We start from the raw sequence: 13,395 nt of genomic DNA, 5'->3' as shown, positions 1-13,395 counted from the left end.
GTCGAAGGGCGGGTACGGGGTCGGGGAAGGGCGAAAGGCGGTGCGGTGCAGGTCGGCGGCGGGCCGCTCAGGGAGGGGGCGTCGGCGCCAGGCGGTAGAGCCGCGCCGTGCCGTCCGTGTGCAGCGGGACGAAGAAGCGCTCGAAGTCGGCCCGCAGCGGCAGGTCCGGCCAGCGCTCGGCGTTGAGCACCAGCGTGTCGAAGCCCTGTGTCGCCAGCTTGCGGTGCATCTCGCGCGTCGGCAGCGCGACGACGTCGCCGTAGCGCCAGGGGCCGAAGGTGTCGCCCCGGACCGGCAGCAGCGCCGTCGGGACGTAGTAGAGCGATTCCTCGAAGCCCAGCTGGTAGACGCGCCGGACGCCGGCCTTGGCCGCGTGGTCGCGCAGCCAGGCCCACAGGCCGTAGGCGTTGACGCGCTCGCGCAGCAGCGCCTCGCGCGCCGCCGGCGCCGGCACCACGCGCTGCGCGTGGCGCACGCTCCAGGCCAGGCTCGCCACGCCGACGCACGCCATCAGCAGCGCACCGGCCACCCGCGCGGCGCGCGGCGTGCGCAGGAGCGCGACGCGCTCGCGCAGCCCGCGCACGCCCCGCACCCAGCCGACGGCGGCGAGCAGCGCGAGCAGCGGGAAGGCGGTCATCAGATAGCGCGGATAGCGCGAACTCGCGACCCACACGGCCAGCATCCAGGCGCTCGCCCACAGCGCGCCGCGCACGGCCGGTTGCCGGCGCAACGTCGGCATGAAGGGCACGGCCAGCGCCGGCCAGAGCAGCCAATCGGGCCAGCCGGCCTTGTCGCGCAGGTCGGCGAGCTGGCCCTGGTAGTCGGCCAGGTTCCAGTCGGTGAAGCCGAACCATTTGCCGCCCAGCGGGTTGAAGGGGTCGCCGGTGAGGACGGTGTTGCGCGCGTACCAGTAGACGCAGGGCAGCAGGAGCGCGCCGGTGACCGGCAGCCAGGTCGTGGGCCGGCGGTCGCGCAATGCCAGCACGATCGCGAAGAAGGGCAGCAGCGCCAGCACCTGGTACTTGGCGCCCGCCGCGATGCCCAGGCAGAAGGCGGCGACGAGCAGCCAGCGCCGGTCGCGGGCCGCGTCGACGTGCCAGGCGTGCAGTGCGACGAAGCCGACCGTCACGAACAGCGTCGCGCCCATGTCGACATAGGCGCGGTCGTACTGGCCCTTGGACAGCAGCAGCCAGAGGGCGGCAGCGACGCCGGCTACCACGCGGTCCCGCAGGTGGCGCACGCCGAGCCCGTAGATCAGCGCCGCGGCGAGCCAGCCGGTCGCGGCGTGCAGGAGATGCGGCAGCACGTCCTCGCCCCAGAGCAGCGGCACGGCGAAGAGCAGGTCGAGGTTGTAGGGGAACCAGGGATAGCGCAGCCAGTCGCTGACCACCAGCCGGCCGGTGCGCGCCCACTCGCGCGCGTGCGGCAGGTGGTAGGCCAGCTCGTCCCAGGCCATCGGCGGGGACAGCGGCGCGAGCAGGGTGGGCAGGGCCAGCAGCGCGACGGCGACGAGGGTCCAGCGCTCGGCGGTGGTGCGGGAAGCCCGGGCGCCACGCAGGGAATGTCGCGGCGCACCCGGTGCCGTCGTCGGGCGATCGCGCCGACGTTTCAGCATCGCCCAGGCACCCAGGCCGAGGCCCGCCGCCGCCAGCCCTAGCACCGGCGCCCTCGTCAGTTCGCCGGCGATGCCCAGGCCCTGCAGCGCGCAGACCCAGACGCCGATCCCCAGCGTGATGGCGATCGGATGGGCGAGCGATCCGATCGGGTCGTCCGCCCCCGGCATCGACGCGGACGCCGCGGCGCGATTGCCCGGCAGCAGCAACCGGCCGATGCCCCAGCAGCCGAACAGCCAGACGCCCAGCAACGCGTACTGGGCGAGCGCGAAGGCCAGCGGATTCGACGACGGCACGGGCGGCGGCTCCCGCGCGTCAGCCCGCGTTCTGCAGCGACAGGCCGGCGTGTTCGCGCAGCGGATGGAAATGGATCTTCGGGAAGCGCTCCTGCGCCAGCCGCACGTCGTAGGGCGAGGTGCAGAGGTAGGCCAGGGTGTTGGCCGCGTCCAGCGCCATGCGCGCCGGGTAGGCGTTGACGAACTCGCGCAGCTCGGCCGGCGTGTCGGCGGTGATCCAGCGCGCGCCGGTGTACTGGCAGCCCTCGAGCCGCACGTCGCAGTCGTACTCGCCCTTCAGGCGGTGCTGCACCACCTCGAACTGCAGCTGGCCGACGGCGCCCAGCAGCATCGGCCCGCCGATCTCGGGGCGGAACACCTGGATCGCGCCTTCCTCGCCGAGCTGCGCCAGGCCCTGCTGGAGCTGCTTGGTGCGCAGCGGGTTCTTCAGGATCACGGTCATGAAGAGTTCCGGCGCGAAGAAGGGCAGGCCGGTGAACATCAGGTTGGCGCCGTCGGTGATGGTGTCGCCCAGCTGCACGCCGCCGTGCGTGGTGAAGCCGACGATGTCGCCGGCGAAGGCCTCCTCCACCGCCTCGCGGCGCTGGCTCATGAAGGTCACGACGCTGGTCGGGCGCAGTTCCTTGGCCGTGCGCTGCACCTTGAGCTTCATGCCCGGCGTGTAGCGGCCCGAGGCCATGCGCACGAAGGCGATGCGGTCGCGGTGCGCCGGGTCCATGTTGGCCTGCACCTTGAAGACGACGCCGGCGAAGTCCTTGTCCGCCGGCTGGATCTCCTTGACCACCGGCTGGCGGTTGACCAGCACGGTGCTGGTGCGCGACTGCGGCGAGGGCGCGAGGTCGACCAGCGCGTCGAGCACCTCCATGACGCCGAAGTTGTTCACGCCCGAGCCGAAGAACACCGGCGTCTGCCTGCCGGCGAGGAAGGCCGCGCGGTCCCAGGCCGGCGAGGCGCCGGCGGCGAGCTCCATGCTCTGCTCGGCGTTCTCGAACTCGGCGCCGAAGCGCTTGATGAGTTCGTCGCGGTCGTCGAGGCGGATCGTCTCGAACTCCTGCGGCAGGCGCTCCTTGCCGGAGTCGAACACGGTCATGGTCTGCGTGCGCAGGTTCATGATGCCGCCGAAGCTCTTGCCCTGGCCGACCGGCCAGGTCATCGGCACGCAGGGCATGCCCAGCTCGCGCTCGATCTCGTCGAGGATGTCCAGCGGCTCGCGCACCTCGCGGTCCATCTTGTTGACGAAGGTGATGATGGGCGTGTCGCGCTGGCGGCAGACCTCGATCAGGCGTCGCGTCTGCGCCTCCACGCCGTTGGCCGCGTCGATCACCATCAGGGCCGAGTCGACGGCCGTCAGCACGCGGTAGGTGTCCTCCGAGAAGTCCTTGTGGCCGGGCGTGTCGAGCAGGTTGATGACGTGCTCGCGGTAGAGCATCTGCATCACCGACGACGCCACCGAGATGCCGCGCTGCTTCTCGATCTCCATCCAGTCGGACGTGGCGTGGCGCGTCGCCTTGCGCGCCTTGACCGAGCCGGCGATCTGGATCGCGCCCGAGAACAGCAGCAGCTTCTCGGTCAGCGTGGTCTTGCCGGCGTCGGGGTGGGAGATGATCGCGAAGGTGCGGCGGCGCTGGGTTTCTTCGAGGAATTTGTCGTTCGACATCGGGGCGGACTCAATGGGACGTGCGAGGTGCGCGACCGCCGGGAGGCCGGCGGGTGCGGCGGGCGGAGGGCCGGGAAGGGACGACATTGTCCCTCAGGGCAGGTTTCGTCGCCGGCCCGCCCCTGGGTGACTCAGGTTCGCCTGAACTGCTTCCGCAGGAACGGCCGGTGACGCGCGATGTGCGCCATCTGCGGCTCGGCGATGGCGCCGCCCAAGTCGACGCCGTCGCCGTTGAGCACCTCGTTGGCGAGATCGAGCGCGCGCGCGACCACTTCCTCCTCGCTCACGCCCTGCTGCGCGGCGAGGTCCAGCGCGACGCGCTTCATCGCGCGCTGCGACAGCATCCACATCGCGCCGAAAGAGTCCCAGGCCGCCGCGGCGTCCTTGAAGCGGTCGCGCTCGGCCAGGATCTGATCGAGCGGCTTGGCCAGGATCTCCTGGAGCCCGCCGAGCTTCTCCACGAGTTCCTCGTTGCGCGCCTCCAGCGCCTGGCGCAGGTCGTCCGCGCTGGGCGGCGGCGTGATGGACCCGTCGGGATTCGGGGCGGCGATCTGGAGCTGGTCGGACAGGGACATGGGACGCGATTCTCGCGCCCCATGTCCCTCGCCGGTCCTCACATCGGCGGCGCGAAGCCGTTGCGACCGGCCAGCACGCGCACCGCCGTCGGCGTGCCGTTGCGCTCCTGCGCGTTGACCAGCACCCGCGCGCCGGGCACCAGCAGCGCGTCGGTGGCCGGGCGGAAGGTCACGACCGGCACGTCGCGCGGCACGATCACGGTCTTCTCGCCGCCCTTGTAGGCCAGGCGCAGCTGCTGGCCGCCGCGCACCGACGCCGGCGCCGCCGCCAGGTCGGCGACGGTGGCGTTGGTCATGGTGCTCTTCGGTTCCAGGTCCCAGGGGAAGTGGCCTTCGCCGGTGCCACGCGCCTCGGGCGGGAACACCAGCACCTCGAGGGCGCGCTGCGTGCCGTCGGGTTGCGGCATGGCGGCGGTGCCGACGTAGCTGCCCTTGGTGATGTCGGCCAGCTTGATCGCATAGACCTCGGAGACGGGCAGGTCGGGCACCCGCGCCAGGGTCACGACCTCGCCGCCGCGGTCCTTGACGATCAGCTGGGCGGCGTCGGCGTAGACGACCGTGCCCCGGATGCGCACGGTGGGCGTCGCGGGCGCGGCGCGCGCCGGCGCCGGCGCCGCGCCCATCGGCGCCGGTGGCGCCATGCCCATGGGGGGCGCCGGCGGGGCGGGCTGGCTCCAGGCCGCCTGGGGCAGGGCCAGGGCGCCCGCGAGGCCCGCCACGGCGATCGCCGTGGCGCAGGAGCGGGGGGTGCGGAGGAAGCGCGACAGCGTCGGAAGCGGTCGGAGGAGGGCGGCGGTCTGGGTGCGTGTCATGGAAGGCCTCGGTCGAAGAAGGTGGACCGCGCCGGTCGCCGGGTGGCTCCGGAACGCGCGTCGGCCGCGACTGTAGGCAGGACGCGTCCCCCGGGCGTGCAGGGATTCGGGCCGGCCCGAAGCAGGGCGAAACCGGTGTCGGGCTAAAATCCCGGCTCCGAGGAGCGTTGCAGCGCCGTCAGGCGTGAGGCTCGGAACACATCGCAACCACGCTCATCCGCTGTCCATCGCGGTGAGTCCCGTCCCTGCCAGGCACCCTGCCGGCATCGACGTCCCCCCGATCCAGCGGCATCCGCAATCAGCCTTGGAGTCCCTTTCCTCATGAGCGCCGTCCTCGAATCCCCGTCCTCCGTCTCCCCCCTGCTGCCCGCCGCCAAGCCCGCCTCGGCCGCCGACCAGGCCATCACCGACATCACCCTCGCCGCCTGGGGCCGCAAGGAGATCCGCATCGCCGAGACCGAGATGCCCGGCCTGATGGCCATCCGCGCCGAGTACGCCGCCGCCCAGCCGCTCAAGGGCGCGCGCATCACCGGCTCGCTGCACATGACCATCCAGACGGCGGTGCTCATCGAGACGCTGCAGGCGCTCGGCGCCGACGTGCGCTGGGCCTCGTGCAACATCTTCTCGACGCAGGACCACGCCGCCGCCGCCATCGCCGCGGCCGGTACGCCGGTGTTCGCCATCAAGGGCGAGTCGCTGGAGGACTACTGGGACTACACCCACCGCATCTTCGACTTCGGCCCCAAGGGCGCCAAGGGCGAAGGCCCCAACATGATCCTGGACGACGGCGGCGACGCCACGCTGCTGATGCACCTGGGCCAGCGCGCCGAGCAGGACCTGTCGCTGATCGACACGCATTCGAGCGAGGAGGAGCGCATCCTCTACGCCGCCATCCGCCGCAAGCTGGCCGAGGACCCGACTTGGTACAGCCGCAAGTCGGCCGAGATCATCGGCGTGACCGAGGAGACGACCACCGGCGTGCACCGCCTGAACGACATGTCGGCCAAGGGCCTGCTGAAGTTCCGCGCCATCAACGTCAACGACTCGGTCACCAAGAGCAAGTTCGACAACCTCTACGGCTGCCGCGAGTCGCTGGTCGACGGCATCAAGCGCGCGACCGACGTCATGATCGCCGGCAAGGTGGCCGTCGTGGCCGGCTACGGCGACGTGGGCAAGGGTTCGGCGCAGGCCCTGCGCGCCCTGTCGGCGCAGGTGTGGGTCACCGAGATCGACCCCATCAACGCCCTGCAGGCCGCCATGGAAGGCTACAAGGTCGTGACCATGGAGTACGCCGCCGACAAGGCCGACATCTTCGTCACCACCACCGGCAACCGCGACGTCATCCGCCACGAGCACATGGTGGCCATGAAGGACCAGGCCATCGTCTGCAACATCGGCCACTTCGACAACGAGATCGACATCGCGTCGATCGAGCAGTACGAGTGGGAGGAGATCAAGCCGCAGGTCGACCACGTCAAGTTCCCCGACGGCAAGCGCATCATCCTGCTGGCCAAGGGCCGCCTGGTGAACCTGGGCTGCGGCACGGGCCACCCGAGCTTCGTGATGTCCTCGTCCTTCGCCAACCAGACCATCGCCCAGATCGAGCTGTTCACCAAGCCCGACGCCTACGAGTCCGGCAAGGTCTACGTGCTGCCCAAGCACCTCGACGAGAAGGTCGCGCGCCTGCACCTGAAGAAGGTCGGCGCCATGCTGACCGAGCTCAGCGACGCCCAGGCCGCCTACATCGGCGTCGACAAGGCGGGTCCGTACAAGGCGGACACCTACCGCTATTGATCGCCGCGCCATGCGTGCCGATCAATTGCTGGTGGAGCGCGGCATGGCCGCGTCGCGGTCGCAGGCGGTGCGGCTCATCGCCGGCGGGCTGCGCTGGCGCGACGCGGGCAGCGCCGACGCCTGGCGCGACGTCGGCAAGAACCGCGACGACATCCCGGAGACGGCGGAGCTCGACCTGGCCGACGCGGCCGAGTCGCGCTTCGTCTCGCGCGGCGGGCTGAAGCTCGAAGGCGCCTTGGCGGCCACGGGCATCGACCCGCGCGGGCGGCATTGCCTCGACGTCGGCCAGTCGACCGGTGGCTTCACCGACTGCCTGCTGCAGCACGGCGCGGCCCACGTCACGGGCGTCGACGTCGGTCACGGCCAGCTGCACGCGCGCATCCGCGAGGACGAGCGCGTCACGGCCGTCGAGCGCGTCAACGCGCGCGCGCTGACCGTCGCCGACCTGCCCGAGGACGAGCGCGCCGACTTCGACCTCGTGGTGGGCGACCTGTCGTTCATCTCGCTGACGCTGGTGCTGCCGGCCGTCGTGCCCTTCCTCGCGCCCGGCGGCGACCTGCTGCTGCTGGTCAAGCCGCAGTTCGAGCTGCAGCCCGGCCAGGTCGGCAAGGGCGGCATCGTGCGCGACGCCGCGCTCTACGCGGTGGTCGAGGCGCGCCTGCGCGAGGCCTGCGCGGCGCTCGGCCTGCGCGTGGCGCGCTGGCTCGACAGCCCGATCGCCGGCGGCGACGGCAACCGCGAATTCTTCCTCCACGCCGTTCGCGTCCTCTAGGGCGACGGCGTTTCCTCATCCAGGAGCCGCGCATGCGCCTTCCCCTGAGCTTCGAATTCTTCCCGACCAAGACGCCCGAAGGCGCGGTCAAGCTGCGCGCCGTGCGCCAGCAACTCTATGCGTTGAATCCCGAGTTCTGCTCGGTGACCTACGGTGCCGGCGGCTCGACGCACGCGGGCACCTTCGCCGCCGTGCGCGAGATCATCGAGGAGGGCGTCCCCGCGGCCAGCCACTTCTCGTGCATCGGCGCCACGCGCGCCACGGTGCGCGCGCAGCTGGCCGAACTGCGCGCGATGGGCGTGCGGCGCCTGGTGGCGTTGCGCGGCGACCTGCCCAGCGGCTACGGCATCGGCGGCGAGTTCCAGTACGCGAGCGACCTGGTCGAATTCATCCGCGCGGAAACCGGTCGCGACTTTCACATCGAGGTCGCCTGCTATCCCGAGATCCACCCGCAGGCGCGTTCGCCCGAGGCCGACCTGCAGGCCTTCGCGACCAAGGCGCGCGCCGGCGCCGACTCGGCGATCACGCAGTACTTCTTCGGCGCCGAGGCGTACTTCCGTTTCGTCGACGACGTTCGCCGCCTGGGCGTCGACATCCCCATCGTGCCGGGCGTGATGCCCATCACCAGCTCGACCCAGCTGATGCGCTTCTCCGACGCCTGCGGCGCCGAGATCCCGCGCTGGATCCGGCTGCGGCTCAACGGCTTCGGCGACGACGTCGAGTCGATCAAGTCCTTCGGCCTGGACGTCGTGGCCGCGCTGTGCGAGCGCCTGCGCGACGGCGGTGCGCCCTCGCTGCACTTCTACACGATGAACCAGGCCGCCGCGCCGCTGGCCGTGCTCGATCGGCTCGGCTGGAGCGACTAGGCATGAGGGTGAGGGCAGGGCGTCCCGGACCGGGCCGCACGGTCGCGCAGGGCCTGGAGTCCGGACGATGAGCGCGGAGGTCCGGCGCGGCCGACCCGGGCGCCGAGTCGCCTGCGCGGTGTCCGTCGCCTGTTCGGTCGCGGCCCTGCTGCTGCTCGACGGCTGCAGCGCGACGCCCGACCCCGCCGCCACGCCGGAAGCCGCGACGACGGCCTCCGCGCCCGCGACGGCGCCCTCGTCGGGCACCGGCCTGCGCCCGCTGGCGCGCGACATCAGCGTGCCCTCGGGCGCGCCGCCGCGTTCCTCCGTCGCGACGGTGAGCTACGACCTCTCCTCCAGCGGCAACGACGACCCGTTCGCCGGGGTGGACGACGGCGTCCCCGGCGACCGGTCGTCCGGGGAGTTCTTCCAGCGCGGCGGCGCCTCCTGGTACGGCATCCAGTTCCATCAGCGCCGCACGGCCAACGGCGAGCGCTTCGACATGTCGGCCTTCACCGCCGCGCACCGCACGCTGCCCTTCGGCACGGCCGTGTGCGTGCGCAGCCTCACCAACGGGCGCGAGGTGCTGGTGCGCGTCAACGACCGCGGGCCCTTCGGACCCGGCCGCGTCATCGACCTGAGCCGCGCGGCGGCCGAGGCGATCGACATGGTCGGCCTGGGCATCAAGCAGGTGGCGATCACCGTGATCGGCAAGGAGAACGCCGGCACGCGCTGTGGCGGGGCGCCGGTCGACCGCGCCGCGCTGACGGCCCTGGGCGGCGGCGACGAAAGGGCGGCGTCCGAGCCTGCCGCCCCGCGTCGCGTGGGCCGCAAGCGCGGCCATCGCTGAGGACGCGAGGTCGCGCGAGCACGCCGGCGCACGCGCTGATCCGCCGCCGGGGCACCGGCCGGTGCGAGCGCATCGACGTCCCGGAGGAAACAGGCCGTTACACCAGGCCCGATGTTCATAGGGCAAGTCCCGATCGAAGCCGATGGGGTGGCGCAGCACAGTCGATCGGCCGGCCACACGACCGGCCGGTGTGTCCGCCCACATCGCACGAACAACAGGAGACCAGAGATGTCCGCACCATCGCGAGCGCGCCGCCCCGCGCGCCTCACCCTCACCGTCGTCGCCCTCGCGGCCGCGATGGCGACCGCCCTGCCCGCCGTGGCGCAGAACATCGACAAGCTCAAGCAGATGAAGGTGTCGGGCACCGACCCCAACATCCCGACGGTCGCGCAGACCGGCAAGAACGCCGACCAGCTGCGCGCCAACCTGAAGGCCATCAAGCTCCCGCCGGGCTTCAAGATCGACCTCTACGCCGTGGTGCCGGACGCACGCTCCATCGCCGTGGCGCCGGCGGCCAACATGATGTTCGTCGGCACCCGCAAGACCAACGTCTGGGCCGTGACCAACCGCAACGGCGGCGACATGGCCACCGAGGTCAAGCAGTTCGCGCCTTCGCTCAATTTCCGCAACCCCAACGCGGTGTGCTGGACCCGGGACGGCTTCCTGATCGTGGTCGAGAGCAACCACGTCTACTCCTTCCCGGGCGCCGAGTTCTTCTACGACACGCCCGACGTGGCGGTGGCCGAGGTGGTGCCGCAGGGCCAGCTGATCCCGCCGGAGGAGGAGTCCTTCAACCACAGCGGCCGCACCTGCCGCATCGGCCCGGACAACAAGCTCTACATCACGCTGGGCCAGCCCTTCAACGTGCAGCCGCGCGAGAAGCTCGCGCTCTACACCAAGACCGGCATCGGCGGCATCGTGCGCATGAACCAGGACGGCACCGGCCGCGAGGTCTTCGCCACCGGCATCCGCAACAGCGTGGGCATGGATTTCAACCCCAAGGACGGCAGCCTCTGGTTCACCGACAACCAGACCGACGGCATGGGCGACGACATCCCGCTCGGCGAGATCAACCGCGCCACCAAAGCGGGCCAGTTCTTCGGCTACCCCTACATCGTGGCCAAGACCCGCATCACCGAGCACGGCTACGACAAGGACCCGATCCCCGCCGGCGCGGTGGACCCGCAGGTCACGACGGTCGCGCACGCGGCCGACCTGGGCATGGCGTTCTACACGGGCAAGCAGTTCCCGGCCAAGTACCAGGGCGGCTTCTTCTCGGCCCAGCACGGCTCCTGGAACCGCACCAAGCCGATCGGCGCGCGCCTGCTCTACACCTCGCTCAAGCCCGACGGCACGGCCGACAAGAACGAGGTCTTCGCCGAGGGCTGGCTCGACGACGCCACCGGCACCTACCGCGGCCGTCCGGTGGACGTGGCGGTCGGCAAGGACGGCTCGCTCTTCGTCTCCGACGACTACGTCGGCGCCATCTACCGCATCACCTACCAGGCGCCATGAACCGGCAGCTCATCGCATGGGCGGTCGCCCTGGCGGCCGCGACGACGACCGCACCGGCGGCGCTGGCCGCCAGCGCCGCCGCCGGCAAGACCAAGGCGGCGGCCTGCGCCGCCTGCCACGGCCCGCTGGGCAAGGCCACGATGCCCGACGCGCCCAACATCGCCGGGCAGCCGGCGATGTACCTGGTGGAGCAGCTCAAGGCCTACCGCAGCGGCGCGCGCAAGCACGAGGTGATGTCGATGATGGCCAAGCCGTTGAAGGACGCCGACATCGACGACCTGGCGGCCTGGTTCGCGTCGATCCAGGTGCAGGTCCAGGCGCCGTAGACGACGCCTGGCCTCGGCCTGGACCGCCCGCTCAGCCGCCCGCGTCGAGCGAGAAGGTCGCGTTGCGGTCCTGGGCGAGGCGCTCGACCATCTGTGGCAGGGCGGCGGCGAGCTTGGCCTTGAGCGTGTGCGGCGGGTTGATCAGGAACATGCCGCTCGCCGGCAGGCCGGGGCGGCGCGTCTCGCCGGTCGGCGTCGTCACGAGCTTGCTCGACTTGACCGTGAGCGTCGCGTGCAGCCAGGACTTGCCGGCCTTGGTCGCCATTGTCTTCAGGCGGCGTGGCAGGTCGTGCGCCTCGGGGCGCGGGATGATCGGATACCAGACCGCGTAGGTGCCGGTGGCGAAGCGCTTGAGCGCCTCGGCGGCGAAGTCGAGCACGCGTGCGTAGTCGCTCTTGATCTCGTAGCTCGGATCGCACAGCACCAGCGCGCGGCGCGACGGCGGCGGCAGGAATTTCGTCGCGCTGCCGAAGCCGTCTTCCATCAGCACGGCGATCTTGCGGCCCGCTTCGAGCTGGGCGATGTTGGCCGACAGCGTGCGCGAATCGGTCGGATGCAGTTCGAACAGCTTGAGCTTGTCCTGGTCGCGCAGCAGGTGCTGCACGATGAAGGGCGAGCCGGGATAGATGCGCGCACCGCCCTTGGGATTGAAGTCGGCGATCACCTCCAGATAGCGCGCGAGGGCGTCGGCAGGGGGCGTGGCGACCGGTGCCGCGCCGGCGGCGACCGAGGAGGCCGGCGCGCCGACCAGCCGGATCACGCCCTGGGCCGCCTCGCCGCTCGTGTCGGCGTAGTCGCCGTCGAGCCGGTAGAGGCCGGCGCCCGCGTGCGTGTCGACGACGGTGAGCGGGGCTTCCTTCTCGAGCAGGTGGTCGAGGGTGGCGATCAGCACCGTGTGCTTGAGCACGTCGGCGTGGTTGCCGGCATGGAACGCGTGGCGATAACTGAACATGCGGCGATGGTAACTGCCAGCCCCCGGTGTTCCGGTTGCCGGCGGTTCCTGCGTCGTCACGTCGTCCGGGTCGCCCCGTCGACTCGCGTCCTGCGCCTACATTGGCATTGGCACAACGCTTGCTTCGCGGAAAGAGTGGGTGCGACCACCGCGCCGATTACATTTGCTTCCAGATACTTTCAACTTCCAACGGAATCCCGTCATGAATTCTTCCCGCCTGAGCGTCCTCGCTTCCGCTGCAACCCTGATCGGCATGGCCGCTCCGGTCCATGCGCAATCCAGCGTGGCCATCTCCGGACTCGTGGACGTCTATGTCGCCTCGACCCGCATGGCGGGGGCGCCGGGCCGGGTCACCGAAGTCGGCTCGGGCGGCCTGACCACGTCGTGGATCGGCTTTCGGGGCACCGAGGACCTGGGCGGCGGTCTGAAGGCCACCTATGCGCTGACGTCCTTCATCCGCGCCGACAGCGGCGTCTACGGCCGTTTCAACGGCGACACGTCGTTCTCGCGCGATGCCAATGTCGGCCTGACGGGCGGTTTCGGCTCGGTGCGCCTCGGTCGCGGTACCGCTCCCAACTTCCTGCCGACGATCTTCGCCAACCCGTTCGGCGACTCCTTCGCCTACTCGCCCCTGGTGCTGCACGCCAACGTCAATACGGCCGCCTGGGGCTTCCGCACGACGCCGTCGGACACCGGCTGGGGCAACCAGATCGCCTACACCACGCCGAACTACAACGGCCTCGCCGCGACGGTCCAGTATCAGTTCGGCGAACAGAGCAGCGACACCGGCAACAAGGGCAAGCACAACGTCGGCATGAACGTGCTCTACATCAGCGGCCCTTGGACCGCCGTGGCCTTCTACGAGCGCGACCAGGTCAACAATCCCGTCACGGGTCTGCTGACCACGACGATCAACAACGTCGCCGTGCCGGAGACCAAGAAGGACTGGATGGTCGGCGGCAGCTACAACGCCAACTTCGCCCGCTTCTTCCTGACCTACGGCGGCGCCAAGACCGAGGTCGCCAACTACGACGCCAAGACCGCGTCGGCGGGCGTGAGCGTGCCGATCGGCCTGGGCAGCCTCATCGGCGCCGTGGCGCGCACCAAGGTCGAGGGCACCTTCGAAGGCACGCGCACGACCGGCAGCATCGGCTACGACTATTTCCTGTCCAAGCGCACCGACCTCTACGCCATCGCGATGCGCGACCGCGTGACCGACCGCAACAGCGGCAACAGCGTGGGCGTGGGCATGCGCCACCGCTTCTGAGTGCCGCAAGGGCCGAATTCCGGGGTCTTTGTTGCCGCGAAGACGCCAGCGGCATAGAATCGAAGGCTTCGCAGCGCTCGAGCGGCCCCGCGGCGAAGCTTGAAACCCACCTAAGAGATTC

At 70.8% G+C, this 13,395-nt stretch carries 12 protein-coding genes and 1 riboswitch; of the genes, 7 read left to right on the top strand and 5 right to left on the bottom strand.

Annotated features, from left to right (window positions below):
* Positions 1-67: 67 nt before the first annotated feature.
* From ABID77_RS12745 to ABID77_RS12730, 4 genes are all read right to left on the bottom strand, one after another.
* Entirely contained in the window at positions 68-1,909 is a 1,842-nt protein-coding gene (locus tag ABID77_RS12745; protein WP_429596048.1) for an ArnT family glycosyltransferase, read from the bottom strand.
* A gap of 19 nt (positions 1,910-1,928) precedes the next feature.
* Complete coding sequence (locus tag ABID77_RS12740) at positions 1,929-3,566, bottom strand: peptide chain release factor 3 (RefSeq protein ID WP_429596045.1); 1,638 nt, start codon at positions 3,564-3,566, stop codon at positions 1,929-1,931.
* Between the two features lie 131 nt (positions 3,567-3,697).
* The gene (locus ABID77_RS12735; protein WP_429596042.1) at positions 3,698-4,141 is read right to left on the bottom strand and encodes a hypothetical protein; all 444 of its coding nucleotides are present in this window, start codon (positions 4,139-4,141) and stop codon (positions 3,698-3,700) included.
* 38 nt (positions 4,142-4,179) lie between these two features.
* Positions 4,180-4,953 (bottom strand): hypothetical protein, encoded by a 774-nt coding sequence (locus ABID77_RS12730; protein WP_429596040.1) that lies wholly within the window; start codon positions 4,951-4,953, stop codon positions 4,180-4,182.
* 153 nt (positions 4,954-5,106) lie between these two features.
* Positions 5,107-5,175, top strand: a riboswitch (S-adenosyl-L-homocysteine riboswitch).
* 99 nt (positions 5,176-5,274) lie between these two features.
* Between ABID77_RS12730 and ahcY the strand changes: the two genes are divergently transcribed.
* From ahcY to ABID77_RS12700, 6 genes are all read left to right on the top strand, one after another.
* Positions 5,275-6,747, top strand: coding sequence for an adenosylhomocysteinase (ahcY, locus tag ABID77_RS12725; RefSeq protein ID WP_429596037.1), 1,473 nt, complete (start codon positions 5,275-5,277; stop codon positions 6,745-6,747).
* A 10-nt stretch (positions 6,748-6,757) separates the two neighbouring features.
* Entirely contained in the window at positions 6,758-7,519 is a 762-nt protein-coding gene (locus tag ABID77_RS12720) for a TlyA family RNA methyltransferase (RefSeq protein ID WP_429596034.1), read from the top strand.
* Between the two features lie 32 nt (positions 7,520-7,551).
* A complete protein-coding gene (gene metF / locus ABID77_RS12715) occupies positions 7,552-8,385 on the top strand; it encodes a methylenetetrahydrofolate reductase [NAD(P)H] (RefSeq protein ID WP_429596031.1) in 834 nt (277 codons plus the stop codon).
* A gap of 118 nt (positions 8,386-8,503) precedes the next feature.
* Entirely contained in the window at positions 8,504-9,214 is a 711-nt protein-coding gene (locus tag ABID77_RS12710; protein ID WP_429596029.1) for a septal ring lytic transglycosylase RlpA family protein, read from the top strand.
* Between the two features lie 228 nt (positions 9,215-9,442).
* Positions 9,443-10,729 carry a PQQ-dependent sugar dehydrogenase gene (locus tag ABID77_RS12705; protein WP_429596026.1) on the top strand — a complete coding sequence of 429 codons (1,287 nt, stop codon included), beginning with the start codon at positions 9,443-9,445 and terminating at the stop codon, positions 10,727-10,729.
* Positions 10,726-11,055, top strand: a complete 330-nt coding sequence (locus ABID77_RS12700) for a c-type cytochrome (RefSeq protein ID WP_429596023.1) — start codon at positions 10,726-10,728, stop codon at positions 11,053-11,055. Before ABID77_RS12705 ends, ABID77_RS12700 begins: the two co-directional genes overlap by 4 nt.
* Before the next feature lie 31 nt (positions 11,056-11,086).
* Here the strand turns inward: ABID77_RS12700 and ABID77_RS12695 are convergent, their stop codons facing one another.
* Positions 11,087-12,007, bottom strand: coding sequence for a 23S rRNA (adenine(2030)-N(6))-methyltransferase RlmJ (locus tag ABID77_RS12695; protein WP_429596020.1), 921 nt, complete (start codon positions 12,005-12,007; stop codon positions 11,087-11,089).
* A 202-nt stretch (positions 12,008-12,209) separates the two neighbouring features.
* On the opposite strand from ABID77_RS12695, the gene ABID77_RS12690 reads away from it, so the two are divergent.
* Positions 12,210-13,274, top strand: coding sequence for a porin (locus ABID77_RS12690; protein WP_429596017.1), 1,065 nt, complete (start codon positions 12,210-12,212; stop codon positions 13,272-13,274).
* Positions 13,275-13,395: the final 121 nt, after the last annotated feature.

The organism is Variovorax sp. PvP013 (genome assembly GCF_050435945.1).
Taxonomy (GTDB): Bacteria; Pseudomonadota; Gammaproteobacteria; order Burkholderiales; family Burkholderiaceae_C; genus Variovorax.
Note: the sequence above shows the minus strand (reverse complement) of the source record. Positions and strands in the feature narration are given on the sequence as shown.